Annotated in this window: 19 protein-coding genes; 12 read left to right on the plus strand and 7 right to left on the minus strand. The window is 65.0% G+C overall.

Annotated features, from left to right (window positions below; all coding sequences use genetic code 11):
* Positions 1 to 12: 12 nt before the first annotated feature.
* The 9 genes from adk (at position 13) to ACFOJE_RS01265 (ending at position 8,200) form a co-directional block, all read left to right on the plus strand.
* Positions 13 to 660: an adenylate kinase gene (adk, locus tag ACFOJE_RS01225; protein WP_377812402.1), complete on the plus strand. Its 648-nt coding sequence runs from the start codon at positions 13 to 15 to the stop codon at positions 658 to 660.
* A 138-nt stretch (positions 661 to 798) separates the two neighbouring features.
* Positions 799 to 1,470, plus strand: coding sequence for a tRNA (adenosine(37)-N6)-threonylcarbamoyltransferase complex dimerization subunit type 1 TsaB (tsaB, locus tag ACFOJE_RS01230; RefSeq protein ID WP_377812403.1), 672 nt, complete (start codon positions 799 to 801; stop codon positions 1,468 to 1,470).
* A 4-nt stretch (positions 1,471 to 1,474) separates the two neighbouring features.
* The gene (locus ACFOJE_RS01235) at positions 1,475 to 2,329 is read left to right on the plus strand and encodes a DUF72 domain-containing protein (RefSeq protein WP_377812404.1); all 855 of its coding nucleotides are present in this window, start codon (positions 1,475 to 1,477) and stop codon (positions 2,327 to 2,329) included.
* Between the two features lie 42 nt (positions 2,330 to 2,371).
* Positions 2,372 to 3,061 carry an extensin-like domain-containing protein gene (locus tag ACFOJE_RS01240; protein ID WP_377812405.1) on the plus strand — a complete coding sequence of 230 codons (690 nt, stop codon included), beginning with the start codon at positions 2,372 to 2,374 and terminating at the stop codon, positions 3,059 to 3,061.
* A gap of 89 nt (positions 3,062 to 3,150) precedes the next feature.
* Entirely contained in the window at positions 3,151 to 3,930 is a 780-nt protein-coding gene (locus tag ACFOJE_RS01245) for a class I SAM-dependent methyltransferase (protein ID WP_377812406.1), read from the plus strand.
* A gap of 251 nt (positions 3,931 to 4,181) precedes the next feature.
* A complete protein-coding gene (locus ACFOJE_RS01250; RefSeq protein WP_377812407.1) occupies positions 4,182 to 5,105 on the plus strand; it encodes an ABC transporter ATP-binding protein in 924 nt (307 codons plus the stop codon).
* On the plus strand, positions 5,102 to 5,836 hold the full coding sequence (locus tag ACFOJE_RS01255) for an ABC transporter permease subunit (protein WP_377812408.1): 735 nt from the start codon (positions 5,102 to 5,104) through the stop codon (positions 5,834 to 5,836). The genes ACFOJE_RS01250 and ACFOJE_RS01255 overlap by 4 nt, the downstream gene beginning before the upstream one ends.
* Position 5,837: 1 nt before the next feature.
* Positions 5,838 to 7,676 carry a GldG family protein gene (locus ACFOJE_RS01260; RefSeq protein ID WP_377812409.1) on the plus strand — a complete coding sequence of 613 codons (1,839 nt, stop codon included), beginning with the start codon at positions 5,838 to 5,840 and terminating at the stop codon, positions 7,674 to 7,676.
* A gap of 314 nt (positions 7,677 to 7,990) precedes the next feature.
* Positions 7,991 to 8,200 (plus strand): cold-shock protein, encoded by a 210-nt coding sequence (locus ACFOJE_RS01265; RefSeq protein ID WP_039802587.1) that lies wholly within the window; start codon positions 7,991 to 7,993, stop codon positions 8,198 to 8,200.
* Positions 8,201 to 8,293: 93 nt separating this feature from the next.
* On the opposite strand, the gene ACFOJE_RS01270 is transcribed toward ACFOJE_RS01265, so the two are convergent.
* From ACFOJE_RS01270 to dapE, 3 genes are read right to left on the minus strand one after another with little or no spacing between them, the layout of a single operon-like run.
* Positions 8,294 to 8,668 (minus strand): hypothetical protein, encoded by a 375-nt coding sequence (locus ACFOJE_RS01270; protein ID WP_377812410.1) that lies wholly within the window; start codon positions 8,666 to 8,668, stop codon positions 8,294 to 8,296.
* Positions 8,669 to 8,680: 12 nt separating this feature from the next.
* Positions 8,681 to 9,484 (minus strand): putative RNA methyltransferase, encoded by an 804-nt coding sequence (locus ACFOJE_RS01275; RefSeq protein ID WP_377812411.1) that lies wholly within the window; start codon positions 9,482 to 9,484, stop codon positions 8,681 to 8,683.
* Between the two features lie 3 nt (positions 9,485 to 9,487).
* Entirely contained in the window at positions 9,488 to 10,630 is a 1,143-nt protein-coding gene (gene dapE, locus ACFOJE_RS01280; protein WP_377812412.1) for a succinyl-diaminopimelate desuccinylase, read from the minus strand.
* Between the two features lie 258 nt (positions 10,631 to 10,888).
* On the opposite strand from dapE, the gene ACFOJE_RS01285 reads away from it, so the two are divergent.
* Both ACFOJE_RS01285 and ACFOJE_RS01290 read left to right on the plus strand, forming a co-directional pair.
* Positions 10,889 to 12,415, plus strand: coding sequence for a calcium-binding protein (locus ACFOJE_RS01285; protein WP_377812413.1), 1,527 nt, complete (start codon positions 10,889 to 10,891; stop codon positions 12,413 to 12,415).
* Between the two features lie 259 nt (positions 12,416 to 12,674).
* Positions 12,675 to 14,171 carry a calcium-binding protein gene (locus ACFOJE_RS01290; protein WP_377812414.1) on the plus strand — a complete coding sequence of 499 codons (1,497 nt, stop codon included), beginning with the start codon at positions 12,675 to 12,677 and terminating at the stop codon, positions 14,169 to 14,171.
* A 61-nt stretch (positions 14,172 to 14,232) separates the two neighbouring features.
* Here the strand turns inward: ACFOJE_RS01290 and ACFOJE_RS01295 are convergent, their stop codons facing one another.
* Positions 14,233 to 16,824, minus strand: coding sequence for a glycosyltransferase (locus ACFOJE_RS01295; protein WP_377812415.1), 2,592 nt, complete (start codon positions 16,822 to 16,824; stop codon positions 14,233 to 14,235).
* Between the two features lie 240 nt (positions 16,825 to 17,064).
* Here ACFOJE_RS01295 and tcdA point away from each other — a divergent pair, with 240 nt between their 5' ends.
* Positions 17,065 to 17,877, plus strand: coding sequence for a tRNA cyclic N6-threonylcarbamoyladenosine(37) synthase TcdA (gene tcdA / locus ACFOJE_RS01300; protein ID WP_377812416.1), 813 nt, complete (start codon positions 17,065 to 17,067; stop codon positions 17,875 to 17,877).
* A gap of 36 nt (positions 17,878 to 17,913) precedes the next feature.
* Here tcdA and ACFOJE_RS01305 read toward each other — a convergent pair whose 3' ends face one another.
* From ACFOJE_RS01305 to dapD, 3 genes are all read right to left on the minus strand, one after another.
* Positions 17,914 to 18,327, minus strand: a complete 414-nt coding sequence (locus ACFOJE_RS01305; protein ID WP_377812417.1) for a SufE family protein — start codon at positions 18,325 to 18,327, stop codon at positions 17,914 to 17,916.
* Entirely contained in the window at positions 18,324 to 19,529 is a 1,206-nt protein-coding gene (locus ACFOJE_RS01310; RefSeq protein ID WP_377812418.1) for an aminotransferase class V-fold PLP-dependent enzyme, read from the minus strand. Before ACFOJE_RS01310 ends, ACFOJE_RS01305 begins: the two co-directional genes overlap by 4 nt.
* Positions 19,530 to 19,681: 152 nt before the next feature.
* Positions 19,682 to 20,716 carry a 2,3,4,5-tetrahydropyridine-2,6-dicarboxylate N-succinyltransferase gene (gene dapD, locus ACFOJE_RS01315; protein ID WP_377812419.1) on the minus strand — a complete coding sequence of 345 codons (1,035 nt, stop codon included), beginning with the start codon at positions 20,714 to 20,716 and terminating at the stop codon, positions 19,682 to 19,684.
* Positions 20,717 to 20,735: the final 19 nt, after the last annotated feature.

A 20,735-nucleotide genomic window follows, 5' to 3' on the forward strand; every position in this document is an offset into this window, starting at 1 on the left:
GGAGCTACATCGATGCGCGTGATTCTGCTGGGAGCGCCCGGTGCCGGCAAAGGCACCCAGGCCCGTTTCATCACCGAGAAATTCGGCATTCCGCAGATCTCCACCGGCGACATGCTGCGTGCGGCAGTCAAGGCTGGCAGCCCACTGGGCCTCAAGGTCAAAGGCGTAATGGAAAGCGGCGGGCTGGTTTCCGACGATATCATCATCGACCTGATCAAGGAGCGTATCACCCAGCCAGATTGCGCCAAGGGTTTCCTCTTCGACGGTTTCCCGCGCACCATCCCGCAGGCCGAAGCCCTGCGCGAAGCCGGGGTCGATATCGACAATGTGCTGGAAATCGCCGTGGATGACGAGGAGATCGTCGGGCGCCTGTCCGGCCGTCGGGTCCATGCGGCTTCCGGCCGTGTCTACCACACCGAGCACAACCCGCCGAAAGAGGCCGGCAAGGACGACCATACCGGCGAGGAGCTGATCCAGCGCGAGGACGACAAGGAAGAGACCGTGCGTCACCGCCTTTCCGTCTATCATTCCCAGACCAAGCCGCTGGTGGACTTCTACAAGAAGCTCGCCGCCGAAACTGGCAAGCCGAAGTACTCCTGCGTCGAAGGCATAGGTTCGGTAGAGGAAATCACCGCCAAGGTGCTCGCTGCCCTCGGCTGATTCCGTCCCGGCATGTACGACGGCCCGCCTCGTGCGGGCCGTTCGCGTTTTGGGGCGGACGATCGACCCCGTCCTGGCAGCGCCAATGGCGTCCGGGGCGTTTATAATGCCTGCCTTTTTTCTGTACCGGATCGCCCGATGACCACTCTGCTGGCCCTGGATACCGCCACCGAAGCCTGCTCCGTCGCCCTTTTGCACCGGGGCAGCGTCCTCAGTCATTACGAGGTGATTCCGCGCCTGCATGCCCAGCGTCTGCTGCCGATGATCCAGGGCCTGCTGGACGAGGCGGGGATCGCCCTGTCGGCGCTGGACGCCATCGCCTTCGGCCGCGGGCCTGGCGCCTTCACCGGCGTGCGCATCGCCATCGGCGTGGTTCAGGGGCTGGCCTTCGCGCTCGAGCGGCCGGTGCTTCCCATCTCCAACCTGGCGGTGCTGGCCCAGCGCGCCCATCGCGAGCAGGGAGCCAGCCGGGTGGCGGCGGCCATCGATGCGCGCATGGACGAGGTCTACTGGGGCTGCTATCGCCTGGAGGGCGGTGAGATGCGTCTGGCCGGCGCCGAAGCCGTGCTGCCGCCGGAACAGGTCGACCTGCCGCGCGCGACCGAGGGCGACTGGTTCGGCGCCGGCACCGGCTGGGGCTATGCGGCGCGCATGCCGGTTTCCGTCGCCGCCCAGGATGCCAGCCTGCTACCCCATGCCCTGGACCTGCTGACCCTGGCCGGCTTCGCCTGGCAGCGAGGCGAGTGCGTACCGGCCGAGCAGGCCCAGCCGGTCTACCTGCGCGACAAGGTCGCCACACCCAAGGCCTAGGGCCGTGAAGCTGCCGTATTACCTGGGCTGTCCCTCCTGGAGCGATGCGGCCTGGCGTGGTCGGCTCTATCCCCAGGGGGCGCCGGCAGGCGATTACCTCGGGCTGTATGCCCAAGTCTTCAATGCCGTGGAAGGCAACACCACCTTCTATGCCCAGCCCTCGCCCGACACCGTGCAGCGCTGGGCTCAGCGCATGCCGGCGGAATTCCGCTTCTGCGCCAAGCTGCCCCGGGATATCAGCCATTCGGCGGATCTGCGTCAGCAACTGACGGCCAGCGAGGCCTTCCTCGCGCTGCTGGCGCCCTTGGGCGAGCGGGTCGCGCCGCTCTGGCTGCAGCTGCCGGCCAGCTTCGGGCCGGCGCGCCTCGGCGAGTTGGCCTGGTTCATCGGGCAACTGCCGCGCCCGCTGGCGGTGGAGGTGCGCCATCCGGCGTTCTTCCAGCGCGGCGAGGAGGAACGGGGGCTGAACCGTCTGCTGCGCGACGCCGGCGTCGAGCGTCTGTGCCTGGACTCCCGGGCGCTGTTCAGCTGTCCTGCCGACACGCCGGCCGTGCGCCATGCCCAGGCCAAGAAGCCGAGGTTGCCGCCGCGCCCGGCGGCCTTCACCGATTTTCCCCAGGTGCGTTTCATCGGCCATCCCGAGCTGGCGGCCAACGATCCGTTCATGGCGCCCTGGCTGGACAAGGTCGCCGCCTGGATCGAGGAGGGCAGGCGTCCCTACGTCTTCCTGCATACTCCGGACAACGTGCTGGCTCCGGATCTGGCCCGGCGCTTCCACGAGCAGTTGCGAACTCGCCTGCCGGGGCTACCGGCCCTGGCGGAGGTCGCCGACGACAGGCCGCAGCTGGATCTGCTCTAGGCACTCGGCGCAACCAAGCCAGGTTTCGGTTGCCCATAGAGCATGAAAGTCGTTCGCTGGCTCTTGCTGATCGCCCTGCCGGTCGCTCCGGTCGTCGCCCTCCGGTGCGGCTGGCTGGATATTCCGCCGCGCTGGAATCCCTGGGCGCCGCTGGATGTGCGCGAGCCGCCGAATCTGCTCACCTCTTTCAAGCAGTGGCGGCTGGCGTACGACCCCAAGCGTTGCGCCGCGGCGCTGGCCACTTCCTCGCTGCGTTATGTCCCTCTGCCCGACAGCCATCCGCAACCGGGTTGCCGGATCGAGAACGCCGTGCGCCTGCAGTCCTCCCACGTCGCCTTCAATGCCGACTTCAGCGCTACCTGCCCGCTGGCCGTAGCCTATGCGCTGTTCGAGCGGCATGGCCTGCAGACGGCTGCCGAGCAGGTCTTCGGCCAGCTGGTGGTGAAGGTCGAGCATTTCGGCAGCTTCGCCTGCCGCAACATCGCCCGCAGCGACCGGCGCAGCCAGCATGCCGGTGCCAACGCTCTGGATATCGCCGGTTTCCGCCTGCGCGACGGCCGACGCATCACCCTGGCCCGCGACTGGGCGGGCGACGGCGAGCGGGCGCGCTTCCTGCGACTGGTCCACGGCGCTGCCTGCCGTTACTTCAATATCGTGCTCGGGCCGGACTACAACGAGGCCCACCGCGACCACCTTCACGTGGGCATGGGGGCCTGGCGGCTGTGTCGATGATTCCCATCCTGGCGCTGTCTCGGCCGGGTGTGAAACCTCGTCGGCGCTGGCACAATGCGCGCCCCGAGAGAATCTTGTGAGCGCTTTCGATGATCGATGAGACTTCCGCGGTACGCGTGCGGGTCGAGGCCCTGACCCCGGCCCTCGCCGGGGATGCCGCGCACTGGGCGCAGCGGTTGGGGCTCGCGCAGGAGGGAGCGGCGGACTTCGCCCTGCAGCTGGCCGAGTCGGGCCTGCAACTGGCCGAGCTGGGGCCGCAGGCGCCTGGGCCGGTGCGGGTCGATTTCGTCGAGGGCGCGGTGGCGCATCGGCGTCTGTTCGGCGGCGGCAGTGGACAGATGATCGCCAAGGCGGTGGGAGTGCAGCCGGGCGTGCGGCCGCGGGTGCTCGATGCCACCGCCGGGCTCGGGCGGGATGCCTTCGTCCTCGCCTGCCTGGGCTGCGAGACGACCCTGATCGAGCGCCAGCCGCTGATCGCCGCGCTGCTCGAGGACGGTCTGGTGCGCGCCGCCTGGGATGTGGAGGTCGGCCCCATCGTCGCGCGCATGCGCCTGCTGCAGGGCGACGCCATCGAGCTGATGCGCCGCTGGCAGGGCGAGCCGCCCCAGGTGATCTACCTCGATCCGATGTTCCCCCACCGCGACAAGAGCGCGCTGGTGAAGAAGGAAATGCGCCTGTTCCGCCCGCTGGTGGGCGACGATATGGATGCTCCCGCGCTGCTCGAGGCCGCTCTGGTCCTCGCCAGCCACCGGGTGGTGGTCAAGCGCCCGCGCAAGGCGCCGATCATCGACGGGCCCAAGCCCGGCTACAGTCTGGATGGCAAGTCCAGCCGCTACGATATCTATGCATTGAAGGCGCTGAAGGCATAGGCCGCGAAGGGCAGGGCGCCCCGCCTTGCCAGGCGGCCGAGGGAGTTCTTATAGTCCGCCGGCATTCCTCTGTCCGTTGCAGGCGGTCGCGCATGGTGCCGGGCGGGCAGCTCCGGGCGATAGAGTACCTCGCAATCTTGTCTCCAGGCCTGGATCGCTCAGGCTTTCGCCCGCCGAACGGACTGGATGAGGCTCAGGCTGCCGGCTGCATCCCCGCCGGCGCGCGGGCTTTAACGCACGGATGAGAGTTCATGATCGAGATTCAGAATCTGACCAAGCGCTTTGCGCAGCATACGGCGGTGGACGGTCTGTCCTTCCGCGTTCGGCGGGGCGAGGTGCTGGGCTTTCTCGGTCCCAACGGGGCCGGCAAGTCCACCACCATGAAGATGCTCACCGGCTTCCTGGCTCCGAGCTCCGGCACCGCGAGCATTCTCGGCTTCGACATCCTGCGGCAGACGCGCAAGGCCCAGCGGCAGATCGGCTATCTGCCGGAGGGAGCGCCCTGCTACGGCGACATGAGCGTGCGCGGTTTCCTCGGCTTCATCGCCGAGGTGCGCGGCTACCGTGGCGCCGAGAGGCGGCGGCGGATCGACGCAGCGGTGGCCCGGCTGGAGCTGGAGAGAGTCCTCGGTCAGACCATCGAGACCCTGTCCAAGGGTTTCAAGCGTCGCGTCGGTCTGGCCCAGGCGATCCTTCACGAGCCGCCGGTGCTGATCCTCGACGAGCCCACCGATGGCCTCGATCCGAACCAGAAGCACCAGGTGCGCGAGCTGATCCGGAGCCTGTCCCAAGACCGGATCATCATCATCTCCACCCACATCCTCGAGGAGGTCTCGGCGGTGTGTTCCCGCGCGGTGGTCATCGCCGCCGGCAGGCTGGTCGCCGACGGCACGCCACTGGAGCTGGAAAGCCGCTCGCGCTACCACCAGGCGGTGACTCTGGTCGGGGGTGAGGCGCTCGACCAGGCGGCGCTGGCGGCGCTGCCGGGCGTCGCGGGGGTCGAGCGCAATGCCTTGGAGGGCAGCCTGACCGTGCTGGCCAGGCCGGGCGAGGTGATCTTCCCGCAGGTCAACGCGCTGATCCATCAGCGCGGCTGGCAAGTGCGCGAACTGGACGTGGAGCGCGGCCGCCTCGACGAGGTGTTCCGCACCCTGACCCGGGGGGACGCGGCATGAGGCAGCTACCGGCAGTCTTCAAGCGCGAGCTGGGCAGCTATTTCGCTACCCCGCTGGCCTACGTGTTCATCGTCATCTTCCTGGTCCTCTCCGGGGTGTTCACCTTCTACCTGGGCGGCTTCTTCGAGAGCAATCAGGCCAGCCTGACGCCCTTCTTCAACTTCCATCCCTGGCTCTACCTGTTCCTCGTGCCGGCGCTGGCCATGCGCCTGTGGGCGGAGGAGCGCAAGTCCGGGACCATCGAACTGCTGATGACCCTGCCGATCGGCCGCTTCGAGGTGGTCGCCGGCAAATTCCTCGCCGCCTGGGTGTTCGCCGGGCTGGCCCTGCTGCTGACCTTTCCCATGGTGCTCACCGTCAACTACTTGGGCGAGCCGGACAACGGCGCCATCGCCACCGGCTATCTCGGCAGTTGGCTGCTGGCCGGCGCCTACCTGGCGATCGGGTCGTGCATGTCGGCGCTGGCGAAGAACCAGGTGATCGCCTTCATCCTCGCGGTCTGCCTGTGCTTCCTGTTCATCGTCAGCGGCTTTCCGCTGGTGCTGGACGCCTTCAGCGCCTGGGCGCCGCAATGGCTGCTGGATGCGGTGGCCTCGCTGAGCTTCCTGGTCCGCTTCGATGCCATCAGCAAGGGCGTGGTCGACCTGCGCGACCTGCTCTACTTCCTCTCCCTGATCGCCGCCTGGCTGGCCGCCACCGTGGTGGTGGTCGATCTGAAGAAGGCCGACTGACATGAAGAAGATCCTCCATTCCGGTGCCGGGCTGCTGCTCATCGCCCTGGCCTTTCTCGCCTTCAACATCCTGTCCGGCCAGCTGTTCGGCAACGCCCGTCTGGATCTGACCGAGCAGAAGCTCTACACCCTCTCGGAGGGGACCGGGCGCATCCTCGAAGGGCTGGATCAGCCGATCGACCTCTACTTCTTCTACTCGGACAAGGCCACCAGGGATCTGGCGCAGCTGCGCAACTACGCCCGCCGGGTCGAGGAGATACTCAAGGCCTACCAGCGCGCCGCGGACGGCAAGCTCAGACTGCACATCGTCGACCCCGAACCCTTCTCCGAGGACGAGGACAAGGCCGCCGAATTCGGTCTGCAGGCGGTGCCGCTGAACCAGACGGGCGAGCAGGTCTACTTCGGTCTGGCCGGGACCAACGCGGAGGGCGACCGCCAGGTCGTGCCGTTCTTCCCCTTGGATCAGGAGGAGTTCCTCGAGTACGAGATCAGCCGTCTGGTGCACAGTCTGGCCCATCCCCAGTTGCCGGTCGTCGGCGTGCTCTCCGGGCTGCAGATGAACGGCGGTTTCGATATGGCGTCGGGCCAACCGACGCCGCCGTGGATGGTGATGGAGGAAATCCGCCAGCTGTTCCACATCGAGAGCCTGGAGTCCGGCATCGACCAGATCCCCGAGGATGTCTCGGTGCTGTTGCTGGTGCACCCGAAGAACCTGCCGGAGCAGACGCTTTACGCCATCGACCAGTTCGTCCTGCGCGGCGGCAAGCTGCTGGCCTTCGTCGACCCGTTCAGCGAAGCGGATAGCGGTGCGGGCATGCTGTCCGGCGAGGGGGGGGAGGGCAGGTCCTCGGATCTCGAACCGCTGTTCAAGGCCTGGGGGCTGCGTCTGCGCCCCGGCGAGGTGCTCGGCGACGGAGCCTACGCCATGACCGTCGGCATGGGGCCGGGCCAGCGGCCCGTCCGTCACGCCGCCTGGCTCGACCTGCCGGCCGAGGCTCTGGACCAGCAGGACGTCAGCACCGCCGGGCTGGAAAGTCTGACCGTCGCCAGCGCCGGCATTCTCGAACCGCTGGAGCGCGCCAGTACCCGCTTCTTGCCGCTGATCCGCAGCTCCCGCTACGCCATGCCGTTCGACGCCGCACGGCTCGAGGCGCTCGACGATCCGGAGGCGCTGATCCGCGAGCTGCAGCCGACCGGCGAGCGTTACGCCATTGCCGCCCGCATCAGCGGCCCGGTGAAATCGGCCTTCCCGAACGGTATCGAAGGACGCAAGGACGGGCTCAGGGAGGCGGAGAACGTCAACCTGATCGTGGTCGCCGACACCGATCTGCTGACCGACCGCATGTGGGTGCAGGTGCAGGACTTCTTCGGGCAGCGCATCCCGCAGCCCTTCGCCGACAACGGCGGCTTCGCGGTCAATGCACTGGACAATCTGGCCGGCTCCGATGCGTTGATCAGCGTGCGCTCGCGTGGCCGGTTCAGCCGTCCGTTCGAGGTGGTCGAGGCCTTGCAGCGTGATGCCGAAGTCCGCTTCCGCGCCAAGGAACAGGTGCTCCAGCAGCGGCTGGCCGACACCGAGCAGAAGCTCGCAGCCCTGCAGCGCGGCGAGGACCCGTCCAAGGCACTGGAGTTGACGCCCGAGCAGCAGGCGACCGTGCAGCAGTTCCTGCAGGAGAAGCTGCGCATCCGCAAGGAACTGCGCGAGGTCCGTTATCAGCTCAATGCCGATATCGAGGCCCTCGGGCGCACCCTGAAACTTCTCAATATCGTCTTGATTCCGCTGGTTCTCACGCTCGCAGTGCTGGCGGCCTGGTTGTGGCGGCGGAGGAGTCGAAGGTAGATCGTCAGGTCTCTCGCAGGCCGCTTGGGGCTATCGCCGGGTAAATGGCGATAGAAAAATGTAGAGAAACGGGGCGTCGGGATTTGTCTCGAAAAGGCCCGTAAATTGACGGGAATGCCCGTTCTAGAGCCATTTCTCAGCTTTGGAAAAAAGTCCTTTCCCGAAATGAGACTTGCTTTATACTCGGGTAGAACGGTGGTTCCAAGGATGCGCCTTCTTATCCCCAGGCTGATTGGAGACAAGAACGTTCCTCGGCCCCTGACGGTGCCTTGGTAGGGCAGAAAAAATAAAATTGCATGTTGGAGAGTGTGGTAATGGCAGATCGTGAGGTCGGAACCGTCAAGTGGTTCAATGATGCCAAAGGCTATGGATTCATTCAGCGCGAGAGCGGCCCGGACGTGTTCGTCCATTACCGCGCCATCCGCGGCGAAGGTCATCGCTCCCTGATCGAAGGTCAGAAGGTGGAGTTCTCGGTGATCCAGGGCCAGAAAGGCTTGCAGGCGGAAGACGTCTCCAGGGTGTGAAGTTAAAAAACGAAAAGGCCCGTCATCGACGGGCCTTTTCGTTTTTGTGCGGAACTCCCACTGCCGATCGCTCGCCCGGCTTCATGGGCCACTTCAGGCGGTCCGCCAGATGAATTCCTGTTCGCCTTCGCGGTTGATCTTGATCCAGCGATCGGCGTCCTCTTCGCCCTCTTCCTCCTGCCAGCCGCCCGGCGCACAGCGGATCTCGACGCCCAGTGCGGCGTGGGCGGCGCGGGCGAAGGCCAGATCGTCCTCCCAGGGCGTTTCCTCGCTTTCGATGAGCAGGCAGTGCCACTTGCCCACGGCATTGGGCAGCCAGGTCACCGGTGCGCCGTTGGCGGTCGCGCATTTGAAGGTCTGGCCCTTCTGCAGCCAGGGCGTGCAGGAACCGAGCGCCGCGTTCAGCCAGTCGCTGACGGCCTGCTGATCGCTGTCCTTGAGGTAGATCTCGACATCGGGTTGGCGCATGGGTATTGGGCTCTAGAGTTTGACGATCCAATCGTAGCGTATGGCTACCCTGACTTCGAATGACTCCTCGATCACTTTGGCGCGTCGTTCGGCATTGGCCCGCCAGCCATGGGGAGTCATCGCCAGCAGATCGGCGCGCGCCTCGGCGCTGTCCAGCTGCAACGGATAGCACAGGGTTTCGCTGTGGGCCAGTTGCATCCCGGGTGGAATCAGTGCCAGGTGCTTCTCGTCGTCGTAGTCGCGGACCTCGTCATACAACCGGCCGCGCAGCTCCAGCAGGTGCTCGCGGGTCGGTCCCATGCGCAGCAGGCCGCCTCCGGGGGCGAGCAGGCGGCTGGCCTCCTGCCAGTCCAGAGGGCTGAAAACGCTGGCCAGGAGGTCGCAGCTGGCGTCGGCCAGCGGTATCCGGGCCATGCTCGCGACCAGCCAGGTCAGTTGCGGCGCCCGGCGACAGGCACGCTTGACCGCTTCGCGGGAGATGTCGAGGGCATAGCCATCGGCAGCCGGCAGGGCCTCGGCGAGCCTGGCGGTGTAGTAGCCCTCGCCGCAGCCGATGTCCAGCCAGCGCGAGGGCGATCGTTCGGCGGCCAGTTCGGCCAGGCGCCGGGCGAGGGGAGCATAGTGCCCGGCATCGAGAAAGCGCCGGCGTGCCTCGACCATGGCGGCGTTGTCGCCAGGATCGCGGCTTTTCTTGTGCTGTACCGGGAGCAGGTTCAGATAGCCCTGGCGCGCACGGTCGAAACGATGGCCCTGGGGGCATTGCACGCCATTGTCCAGCTGGTGCAGCGCCTCGCTGCAGATCGGGCAGATAAGCATGGGTTACTCGGCCAACAGGCGAACCATCGTCTGGTAATAGATTTCCGTGAGCAGGTCCAGATCGCTGGCCAGCACCCGTTCGTTGATCTGGTGGATGGTGGCGTTGACCGGACCGAGCTCGACGACCTGGGTGCCGAGGGTGGCGATGAAGCGCCCGTCGGAGGTGCCGCCGCTGGTCGAGGGCGTGGTGTCGCGGCCGGTCACGGCGCGGATGCTGGCGGATACCGCATCCAGCAGCGCGCCCGGCTCGGTGAGGAACGGCAGGCCGGACAGCGACCAGTCGATCTGCCAGTCGAGCCCGTGCTTGTCGAGGATCGCCGCGACGCGCCGTTGTAAGTCCTCGACACTGGACTCGGTGGAGAAGCGGAAGTTGAACAGCGCGCTCAGCTCGCCGGGAATCACATTGGTGGCGCCGGTTCCGGCGCTGATATTGGAGATCTGGAAGCTGGTCGGCGGGAAGAAGGCGTTGCCGGCGTCCCAGTGCTCGGCCGCCAATTCGGCCAGCGCCGGTGCGGCCAGATGGATCGGGTTCTGCGCCAAGTGCGGATAGGCCACGTGACCCTGCTTGCCGCGGATGCGCAGGCTGCCGTTGAGCGAGCCGCGCCGGCCGTTTTTGACGATATCGCCGACCTGAGAGGTGCTCGACGGTTCGCCGACGATGCACCAATCCAGCCGCTCGCGGCGTTCGGCCAAGCGCTCCACCACCGCCTGGGTGCCATGCAGGGCCGGCCCTTCCTCGTCGCTGGTGATCAGAAAGGCGAGGGCGCCCTTGTGTCGTGGATGGTCGGCGACGAAGCGCTCCACCGCCACGATCATCGCCGCCAGACTGCCCTTCATGTCCGCTGCCCCGCGGCCGCAGAGCATGCCCTCGGCATCGATCCGCGCTTCGAACGGCGGGTGCTGCCAGGCGTTCAGCGGGCCGGTCGGCACTACATCCGTATGCCCGGCGAAACAGAGTACCGGACCCTCCCCACCGCGGCGGGCCCAGAAGTTCTCCACGTCTTCGATGCGCATCCGTTCGACACCGAAACCGGCCGCTGCCAGACGCTGCATCATCAGATCCTGGCAGCCCTCGTCCAGAGGGGTGACGGAAGCCCGGCGGATCAGCTCGCAGGCCAGCTCGAGGGTCGGGGATAGGGTAGTCATGAGGGCTCCGGAGCAGGATCGGACAAAACCTTACGTTCGTATGTTAAAGCAAAGTCTGAACTTTGTCGGTAAATCAAGGTCTTAAGCGACCATTATGCCGTCGTTCCCAAGCAGGGCGCATGACCACGTGAGTAATTTCACACCCTTCTCCAATACCTGCCGCGCCCGTAGCTTTATGAGAGTTGGTTCTGCTTTCGGGCGCTAAAGCCCGCGTATCTTTCTCAATCATTTTTCGTCATGACAGCAGTAGAGGCAATTATGTCGTCAAAAGGCAGTTCCAAAGGCAATGTCATCGGTAACGGCAAGGTCAACGCCCCTCAGGGCGACAGCCCGATCTACGATTGGCTCACTGCCAACGGTGGTTACAACCAGGTCCTGGGCACGACCGGTGCCGATACCTTGACTTATGCCGATCCCTTATTGACTAGCGTTACCAACGACGTTTTCGTTGGTGGAGCCGGTGATGACGTGATGGATGGCGGCGAAGGCCTGTTCGATACCGTCGACTACTCGTCGGGCAGCGCCAAGAAGGTAACGGTCGACCTGGTTGCCGGAACCGCCAAGGGCGAAGGCAACGATACGCTGATCAACATCGAGAACGTGATCGGTTCCAAGGGTAGCGACTCCATCACCGGAAGTGCCAGTGACAACATGCTCGACGGCGGTAACGGCAACGATAAGCTGGTCGGCAACGGCGGCAACGACACCCTCTATGGCGGTGCCGGTAACGACAGCATCGTCGCCGGCTTCGGCAACGATTACATCGATGCGGGCGTCGGCAACGACAACATCAACGCCGGCGATGGCGACAACGATATCTATGCTGGCGTGGGCAACGACAGGATCGTGGCCGGTCTGGGCAACGATTACATCGATGCGGGCGTCGGCAACGACAACATCGCCGCCGGCGACGGCGACAACGAAATCTATGCCGGTGCGGGTAACGATCGGGTTGTTTCCGGCGCAGGCGAGGATCTGATCCATGCCGACGACGGCAATGACAACGTAACCGCTGGCGCCGGGGACGACACCGTCTACGCCGGTGCCGGTAACGACCGGGTAACCGGCGATGCCGGCAACGACTGGTTGTACGGCGAGGCTGGCAAGGACAACCTGATCGGTGGCGACGGCGACGACATCCTCGACGGCGGTAGCGATGCGGACAACCTGTCGGGCGGTCTCGGCAACGACACCTACTATGTCGATACCCTCAAGGACCGGGTGGTGGAGAAAGCCGGTGAGGGTGAAGACACCGTGGTTTCCAGCTTCTCCTACAGCCTGGCCAAGCTGGCCAATGTCGAGAACCTCACCCTCAGCGGCGACGCCGACATCAATGCTACCGGCAACGCCAGCGACAACGTGCTGGTCGGCAACAGTGGCGACAACGTGCTGGATGGCCTGGCCGGTAACGACATCCTGGTCGGCGGCCTGGGGGCCGATACCCTGATCGGCGGTGCCGGCAACGATACCTTCGTGTTCGACAACCTGGGCGTCGGCGGTATCGATACCATCAAAGACTTCACCAGCGGTAGCGACCTGCTGCAACTGGACTCCACCGTATTCGCTCCGCTGACCGCTCTGGGCGGCGTTCAGGCCGGCAACCTGGTGATCGGGGACAGTTCGGTAGGGGCGGTGAGTGCAGCGGATGCCGATGACTATCTGCTCTTCGACGCCAATACCGGCATCCTGTCCTTCGATGCCGACGGCTCCGGTCTCGGTGCGGCTGTGGAGATCGCCCAGGTGGGTGTTGCGAGCCTGAGCGCCACCGACTTCGTGGTGGTCTGATCGCACTTGCCCCAGGCAAAAAGGGGGGGCTGCCGGATGGCAGCCCCCCCTTTTTTCTTTATGGGGATGTTTTCTCAAGGGCGAATTGGCCTGGCCGATAAAGCCTCAAGAGCCCCAGAAGTACATACGAAAGGGAATAGCTGAACTCCGATACCTGGCTCTTGGCCGGCTTTCTGAGAGCTAGTTCCGCTTTTCTGTATGTGGGCACACGTATTCTTGTCCGGCTGTCAGTCCATATTAAGTAGGAGCAAAGCTAATCATGGCAGAAATGAGCAATGGGAAGGTCAACAGCACTCTGCATGACAGCCAGATTTATACCTGGCTTTCTGCCTATGGCGGCTTCACGGAGGTTCTGGGTACGACTGGTGCCGATATCTTGATTGGCACTTCCGGTACCGATGTCTTCGTCGGTGGGGCTGGCAATGATGTAATAGATGGCGGCGAGGGCCTGTTGGATACCGTCGATTACTCGTCCAGCGGCACCAAGAGAGTAGCGGTTAACCTATCTACTGGAGCCGCCAAAGGGGAAGGTAACGATGTGCTCTTCAATATCGAGAATGTGATTGGCTCAAAGGGCAGTGATTCCATTGTCGGCAATGCTTTTGACAATGTGCTCGATGGTGGAGAGGGCAACGATCAGCTCGCTGGCAAAGGTGGTAATGACACGATTCTAGGCGGTGCCGGCAACGATAGAATTAGCGCGGACTATGGAAACGATTACATCGACGCTGGTAGTGGTAATGACAACATTCTTGCAGGCGATGGCGATAATGCGATCTTTGCAGGAAGTGGCAACGATAAAGTCCTCGCTGGTTTTGGGGACGATATCATCGATGCAGGAATAGGTAACGACAATATTCTGGCTGGTGATGGTGACAATATCGTTCTGGCTGCTGATGGTAACGATAGGGTCGTCACGGGAAGTGGATGGGATTCGATTGACGCCGGTGCTGGTAATGACAACGTGAGCGCGGGCGCCGGTGCTGATTTCATTCTCGCTGGTGCTGGTAACGACAGCCTGAATGGTGGTGACGGCGACGATTGGATTTTTGGTGAAGCTGGTAAAGACAATATCGTCGGCGGTAATGGCGACGATGTAATTGATGGCGGCGGTGATGCAGATAATATGGTCGGGGGCGCCGGTAACGATCTTTACTTTGTCGATACAGCCAAAGACAAGGTCATCGAAAAGAGCGGCCAGGGAACAGAGGACACCATAGTTTCAACTTTCTCCTATAGCCTAGCGAAGCTGGGCAATGTTGAGAATCTCATCCTCAGCGAAACTGCTATCGATATGAACATCGCCGGCATTGGTAACGCTGCTGAGAATGAGCTCTATGGCAATAGCGGCAATAACTTGCTGGATGGCAAATCTGGTTCGGATATCCTTGTGGGTGGTCTTGGGGCTGATACTCTGATTGGTGGCCTGGGGGATGATTTCTTCGTCTTTGATAACCTGGGTGAAGGTGGACTCGATACTCTCGTCGACTTTGCCAGCGGCAGTGATCTGCTGGTGCTGGACGCCTCCGTATTCGCTCCGCTGACCGCCCTAGGCGGCGTTCAGGCCGGCAACCTGGTGATCGGGGACAGTTCGGTAGGGGCGGTGAGTGCAGTGGATGCCGATGACTATCTGCTCTTCGACGCCAATACCGGCATCCTGTCCTTCGATGCCGACGGCTCCGGTCTCGGTGCGGCGGTGGAGATCGCCCAGATTGGTGCTGTTAGCCTGAGCACTGCCGATTTCATGGTCGTCTGATCGGGGGTGCATGATGCGAAAGGGGCTGCCAACCGGCAGCCCCTTTTTCGTTCGTCCAGTTTCAGACCGGAACAGCTGCTGCCGTTTCCTCTTTCGGCCTGGGACGCGAGGAGAGCAGAGCCATGACCAGAGCGGCCAGGTAGGGAAGCGACTGGACCAGCAGGACCACTACCCAGAAGATCACGTCCGCGCTCGGGAATCCTTGCACCAAGGCGATTCCCGCAGCGGCCCCCCACAGCAGAAGCATGACGAAAACCTCCTCGCGGGCTTCGGCGATGGCCAATAGGACGCCATGATTGGCGGCCATCTTCGGGGTGCGGAAGAACGGAATGCTGCTGGTGAAGAAGCCGAACAGCACTGCCTTGGCGATGGTGTGCGACAGCGCCAGACCGGCGATGGCGGCAAAAAGGGCGTCCTTCAGATCCACCCCTACTGCGCGTCGATAGAGGAAGAGGATCTTGCCGACCTTGAAGGCGAACAGCGCCAGGGGCGGGATGGCGAAGATCAGCAGCGGCGGATCGACCCGCTGCGGCACGATGATCATCGCCGCCGACCAGAGCAGGGCACCGATGGTGAAGAAGATGTTCATCCCGTCGGCGATCCAGGGCAGCCAGCCGGCGACGAAGTGGTAGCGCTGGCCGCGGGTCAGGTGGCTGCCCTGGCCCAGCAGCAGGCTCCGGGCATGCCTCTTCATGATCTGGATGGCGCCGTAGGCCCAGCGGAAGCGCTGCTTCTTGAAGTCGATGAAGGTGTCCGGCATCAGCCCCTTGCCATAGCTGCGCTCCGAATAGGCCGCGGAAAGCCCCTTCTCGAAGACGCGCAGACCCAGCTCGGCATCCTCGGTGATGCACCAGTCGGCCCAGCCCAGTTCGTCCATCACCGAGCGCCGGATCATGGTCATGGTGCCGTGCTGGATGATGGCATCGCGGTCGTTGCGGGTGATCATGCCGATGTGGAAGAACCCCTTGTATTCGGCGTAGCAGAGCTTCTTGAAGGCAGTCTCACGGTCGTCGCGGTAATCCTGCGGCGATTGCACCACGGCGATCTGCGGATCGGCGAAGTGCGGCACCATGTGCTTGAGCCAGTCGCGCTCGACACAGTAATCGGAATCGATCACCGCGATCACCTCGGCGTTGGATGCGGTGTGCTTCAACACATAGTTGAGCGCGCCACCCTTGAAGCCGGCCAGCGGGGCGACATGGAAGAACCGAAAGCGCGGGCCGAGGCGCGCGCAGTGTTCTTCGAGGGGCTTCCAGACCGCCGGGTCCTTGGTGTTGTTGTCGATCACCAGCACCTCGTAATCCGGGTAATCCAGGCGGGCGAGGGCGTCCAGGGTCTGCTTGACCATCTCCGGCGGCTCGTTGTAGCAGGGCACGTGCACCGAAACCTTGGGCCGGAAGGCCAGGTCGGCGGTGACCGGTGGGAAGGGGCGGCGACGCTTGAGCATCCATACCGTCTCGGCCAGTTCGTGGGCTTCGGTGAGCAGCACGATGAACACGCCGAGCGCGCCGAGGGCGAGTAGGCAGCCGACGGTGACGCTGAACCAGGTGCTGTACTGCTGGCTGTAGTCGTAGCCGATCCAGACCAGGATCGAGCCGCAGGCGAAGGCGACGAAGGTCAGGAAGGTCCGGCCGCGCTGGCTCAGCGAGCTGCTGTCGATCAGCAGCAGGGCCAGGGCCAGGAGGGCGAGCACTACCGAGCCGATGGCCAGCAGGCGCCATTGGGGGATGGCCACCACCGGCCCCTCGAAGGCGAACTTGGGCTGGCGCTGGAAGTTGTAGACGCCCCAGTAGGCGCCCACGGAGCCTTCGTCGTCGGTTTTCCAGGGCTGGTCGAAGGCCTCGATCACGAAGTAGTTGTAGCCCTGGGCGTTGAGGGCGTTGACCAGGGTGCGCAGATAGATCGCCTGGTTCGCCGGGGAGGCTTCGGCGCCGCCGCGGGTGCGGCCGTTGCTCGGCCAGCCGACTTCGGAAAGCAGCAGCGGTTTCTTCGGGAAGAGCTTCTTCAGGTCGCGGGCACGGTCGAGAACGAACTTGGTCGAGTCCTTCATCGGCACGAACTCCCAGTAAGGCAGGATGTGCGCGGCGATCAGGTCGACATGCCGGGCGAGCTGCGGGTATTGCTCCCAGATGTGCCATTGTTCCGAGGTGGTCACCGGGACCTTGACCGCCGCCCGAACCCGATCGATGTAGGCGATCAGGGCCTCCGGGGGGATTTCCTCGCGAAACAGCGCCTCGTTGCCGACCGTGACCCGCACCACGCTGCGCGAGCCGTTGGCCAGCTCGATGGCCTTGGCGATTTCCTGCTCGTTGCGCTCGATATCGCCGCTGATCCACACCCCGAGCGTCACTCGCATGCCGAACTCCTCGGCCAGCCGCGGTATGTCGGCCTGGGTCCCGGCGACCGAATAGGTGCGGATGTTGTTGGTCTGGCGGCTGAGCAGCTCCAGGTCGGAGCGGATTTCCTCGTCGCTGGGGTAGACGTTCTCCTGCGGGTTCTGTCCGGGACGGAACGGTGAGAAGGAGTAGCCGGAGATCTGGTCGGGCCAGTCCGGCGCGCTGACCGGCAGGTTGTAGAGCGCCCAGAAACCGGTGAACAGCGCTGCCACCGCCACCACCACCACGAGGTTGAGTCCGAATTTGCGCGATGACATGGGTGCATGGGTTCCGAGAGGTGGAACGGGGAGGCCGGTGGAGCCAGCGAGACCTTCTCCTGCAGCCTGCCCCCGCGTTGGATTCATGCCAGCCCGTTCGACGCGGGCTTTCTCGCGTTGGGCAATATGCCGCCAGAGAAGTTCGGCGGGCTAATCCTGACTCGGTATGGGGATTGCCGAGCAGCGCTTCTATCCGTCGGCGTTCGGGCCGATAATGCGCGCCCTAGCGAGGGTATGCTCATGAGTACTGAAGATCTGCGTTTCGGTGGAATCGCCCGCCTGTACGGCCGGGATGGCCTGGCCCGGCTCGCCGCGGCGCACGTCGCGGTGGTCGGTATCGGCGGGGTCGGCTCCTGGGCGGCGGAGGCGCTGGCACGCAGCGGGGTCGGGGAGATTTCCCTGTTCGATCTGGACGATGTCTGCATCACCAACACCAACCGCCAGATCCATGCCCTGGAAGGGGCGGTGGGCCGGCCGAAGGTGGAGGCGATGGCCGAGCGCATCCGCGCCATTAACCCGGCCTGCCGGGTGCACGCAGTCGCCGACTTCGTCACCCGCGAAACCATGGCCGACTACATCACCGAGGGGCTGGACTTCGTCGTCGACTGCATCGACAGCGTGGCGGCCAAGGCGGCGCTGATCGCCTGGTGCAAGCGGCGCAAGATCGGCATCGTCACCACCGGCGGGGCCGGCGGGCAGATCGATCCGACGCAGATCCAGATCACCGACCTGAACAAGACCTTCAACGATCCGCTGGCCGCCAAGGTGCGTTCGACCCTGCGGCGCGACTACGGTTTTTCCCGCACCCCAGGCCGCCACTACAGCGTACCCTGCGTATTTTCCGCCGAACAGCTGCGCTATCCCAAACCGGACGGCACGGTGTGCCAGAACAAGGGCTTCGTCGGCGAGGGGGTGAAGCTGGACTGCGCCGGCGGTTTCGGTGCCGTGATGATGGTCACCGCCAGTTTCGGCATGGCTGCGGCGGCGAAGGCGGTGGACAAGCTGGTCGCCGGGGCCCGGCGACCAGCGGAGCGCACGAGTCTGGAGGCTTGATGTTCGCGCCGGGCCGGCGCGAATCGCTCCAGTGTCCTAGCGGTGCTGCGCGATCAGCTCGCGCATCCGCTGCAGCACGGCGTTCAGGCCGTTGCTGCGCGAAGGCGAGAGCTGGCGGGACAGGCCGAGCCGGGCGAACCAGTCGGCGACATCCACCGCCGCCAGCTCCCCGGCATTCAGGTCGTCGACCCGTGCTATCAGTAGCGCCAGCAGGCCCCGCAGTAGCCGGGCGTCGCTCGCGGCGCGGAACCGCCAGCGGTCGTCCCGCAGCTCGCCTATGAGCCAGACCTGACTCTCGCAGCCCTGCACCCGGTTGCCCTCGCAGCGCTCGGCTTCGCTCAGCGACGCCAGGCGTTCGCCCCATTGCATCAGCAGCCGGGCACGCTGTTCCCAGCCATGGCACTGGTCGAAGGCGTCGAGGGCCTCGGCGGCAGTTTGCGGCAGGCTCATCGCAATAGCTCCAGGGCGTAGTTCAGGGCGGCGAAGAAGCGCTCCAGGTCATCCCCTTCGCTGTAGAGTCCCAGCGACACCCGCACTGCCCCCGGCAGGCCGAGGCGGCGCAGCAGCGGCATGGCGCAGTGCTGGCCGGCACGCACGGCGATGCCCTGCTCGCTGAGCAGGTGGGACAGGTCCGCGTTGTGCACCCCTTCGACCACGAAGCTCGCCAGGGCGATCTGCGGCTCGCCCAGCAGGTGCAGACCGTCGAAGCGGCGCAGACCGGCGAGCAGGCGAGCGTGCAGGGCAGCCTCGTGGGCGGCCAGCGCATCGCCATCCAGGCCGTCGAGGTAATCCAGCGCGGCGCCCAGGCCGATGGCCGTGCCGATCGCCGGGGTGCCGGCCTCGAAACCGAGCGGTGCCGGACGGAAGCGGGCGCTGTGGTAGTCGGCCTGTGCCACCATCTCGCCGCCGAACTGCCAGTGGTGCAGGCGCGAAAGCGCCTCGCTTCGGCCGTAGAGCACGCCGATGCCGTCCGGGCCATAGAGCTTGTGCCCGGAGAACACGTAGAAGTCGCAACCCAGCGCGTCGAGGTCATGACGGCCGTGGACCACACCCTGGGCGCCGTCGACCACGGTCAGCGCACCCTGGGTGCGGGCCATGGCCAAGAGCGGCGCCAGTGGCTGCCAGCGACCGAGAACGTTGGACAGCTGGCTGACGGCGAGCAGGCGGGTGCGTGGGCTGATCAGGCGTTCGGCCTGTTCGAGGTCGATATCGCCGGCGGCGTCCAGCGGCAACACCACCAGCTCCAGGTTGCGCCGTTGCGCCAGCTGCTGCCAGGGCAGCAGGTTGGCGTGGTGTTCCAAGGCGCTGATGACGATCTGCTCGCCGGGCCGGAATTCCACCTCCAGGCCGTACGCCAGTAGGTTGAGGGATTCGGTGGCGCCGCGGGTGAAGACGATCTGGCTGGCGCTCTCGGCGTTCAGCCAGGCGGCGATCTTCGCTCGGGCCCCCTCGAAGGCCAGAGTGGCACGTTCGCCGGGCGCGTGCTGGGCGCGGTGCACGTTGGCGGCGCCGCCGGCGTAGTAGTCGAGCAGGGCGTCCAACACCGCCTGCGGCTTCTGCGCGGTGGCGGCGCTGTCCAGGTAGGTCTGGCAGCTTTCACTGAAGGCGGCGAAGGCCGGGAAGTCGGCGCGCCAGGGAGAGGAGAGGGACATGGTCGGCGCTGCTGTTGATGAAGGAGGCCGGCGGGGGCGCCGGCGATCGCTGTTCGGAGTGGCGCAGTCCAGTGTAGGAGCGAGCTTGCCTGCGATCCAGGCTGATCGGGCACATCGCCAGCAAGCTGGCTCCTACGTTCGGGCACTGCGACTCAATTGTGCGCGTGCAGCGCCTCGTTCAGCTCGATGGCCGACTTGTGGGTCTTGCACTCCACCGCGCCGGTCTGCGAGTTGCGGCGGAACAGCAGGTCGGGCTGGCCGGCCAGGTCGCGGGCCTTGACCACCCTGACCAACTGGTTCTGCTCGTCGAGCAGGTTCACCTTGGTGCCGGCGGTGACGTACAGGCCGGATTCCACGGTGTTGCGGTCGCCCAGCGGGATGCCGATGCCGGCATTAGCACCGATCAGGCAGCCTTCGCCCACCGAGATGACGATGTTGCCGCCGCCGGACAGGGTGCCCATGGTCGAGCAGCCGCCGCCCAGGTCCGAGCCCTTGCCAACGAACACGCCGGCGGACACGCGGCCCTCGATCATGCCCGGGCCCGCGGTGCCGGCGTTGAAGTTGATGAAGCCCTCGTGCATCACGGTGGTGCCTTCACCCACGTAGGCGCCCAGGCGGATACGCGCCGTGTCGGCGATGCGCACGCCGCTCGGCACGACGTAGTCGGTCATCTTCGGGAACTTGTCCACGGAGAAGACTTCCAGCAGCTCGCCCTTCAGACGTGCCTCCAGCTGGCGCTCGGGCAGCTCGGCGAGGTCGATGGCGCCGTGACTGGTCCAGGCCACGTTGGGCAGCAGCGGGAAGATGCCGGCCAGGTTCTGTCCGTGCGGCTTGACCAGGCGGTGGGACAGCAGGTGCAGCTTGAGATAGGCCTCGGGGGTGGAGGTCAGCGCCGCGTCCTCGGCCAGCACGGTGGCCACCAGAGGCTTGTGGCTCTCTGCCAGGCGGGTGAGCAGGGCGGCCTGGGCCGGGTCGATGCCTTTCACGGCGTTGGCCAGCAGGGTGGCCTGGTCGTTGCTGATGGCGATCGCCTGATTGCCGTCGGTATAACCGAGGATCGGCGCGACTGCGGCGACCAGTTCGGCCGACGGCTCGTGCAGCGGTTGCGCGTAATAGACTTCCAGCCAGGCGCCCTGGCGGTTCTGGGTGCCTATACCGAAGGCCAGGCTGAACAGGGTAGTGGACATGGGTGATTCCTTGTTGCTG

Source organism: Azotobacter bryophylli, assembly GCF_042643485.1.
Lineage (GTDB): Bacteria > Pseudomonadota > Gammaproteobacteria > Pseudomonadales > Pseudomonadaceae > Azotobacter > Azotobacter bryophylli.

Coding starts and splice junctions, on each gene's coding strand:
- adk (WP_377812402.1), top strand. CDS start 13: ATGCGCGTGATTCTGCTGGGAGCGCCCGGTGCCGGCAAAGGCACCCAG.
- tsaB (WP_377812403.1), top strand. CDS start 799: ATGACCACTCTGCTGGCCCTGGATACCGCCACCGAAGCCTGCTCCGTC.
- ACFOJE_RS01240 (WP_377812405.1), top strand. CDS start 2,372: ATGAAAGTCGTTCGCTGGCTCTTGCTGATCGCCCTGCCGGTCGCTCCG.
- ACFOJE_RS01245 (WP_377812406.1), top strand. CDS start 3,151: ATGATCGATGAGACTTCCGCGGTACGCGTGCGGGTCGAGGCCCTGACC.
- ACFOJE_RS01250 (WP_377812407.1), top strand. CDS start 4,182: ATGATCGAGATTCAGAATCTGACCAAGCGCTTTGCGCAGCATACGGCG.
- ACFOJE_RS01255 (WP_377812408.1), top strand. CDS start 5,102: ATGAGGCAGCTACCGGCAGTCTTCAAGCGCGAGCTGGGCAGCTATTTC.
- ACFOJE_RS01260 (WP_377812409.1), top strand. CDS start 5,838: ATGAAGAAGATCCTCCATTCCGGTGCCGGGCTGCTGCTCATCGCCCTG.
- ACFOJE_RS01265 (WP_039802587.1), top strand. CDS start 7,991: ATGGCAGATCGTGAGGTCGGAACCGTCAAGTGGTTCAATGATGCCAAA.
- ACFOJE_RS01270 (WP_377812410.1), bottom strand. CDS start 8,668: ATGCGCCAACCCGATGTCGAGATCTACCTCAAGGACAGCGATCAGCAG.
- ACFOJE_RS01275 (WP_377812411.1), bottom strand. CDS start 9,484: ATGCTTATCTGCCCGATCTGCAGCGAGGCGCTGCACCAGCTGGACAAT.
- dapE (WP_377812412.1), bottom strand. CDS start 10,630: ATGACTACCCTATCCCCGACCCTCGAGCTGGCCTGCGAGCTGATCCGC.
- ACFOJE_RS01285 (WP_377812413.1), top strand. CDS start 10,889: ATGTCGTCAAAAGGCAGTTCCAAAGGCAATGTCATCGGTAACGGCAAG.
- ACFOJE_RS01290 (WP_377812414.1), top strand. CDS start 12,675: ATGGCAGAAATGAGCAATGGGAAGGTCAACAGCACTCTGCATGACAGC.
- ACFOJE_RS01295 (WP_377812415.1), bottom strand. CDS start 16,824: ATGTCATCGCGCAAATTCGGACTCAACCTCGTGGTGGTGGTGGCGGTG.
- tcdA (WP_377812416.1), top strand. CDS start 17,065: ATGAGTACTGAAGATCTGCGTTTCGGTGGAATCGCCCGCCTGTACGGC.
- ACFOJE_RS01305 (WP_377812417.1), bottom strand. CDS start 18,327: ATGAGCCTGCCGCAAACTGCCGCCGAGGCCCTCGACGCCTTCGACCAG.
- ACFOJE_RS01310 (WP_377812418.1), bottom strand. CDS start 19,529: ATGTCCCTCTCCTCTCCCTGGCGCGCCGACTTCCCGGCCTTCGCCGCC.
- dapD (WP_377812419.1), bottom strand. CDS start 20,716: ATGTCCACTACCCTGTTCAGCCTGGCCTTCGGTATAGGCACCCAGAAC.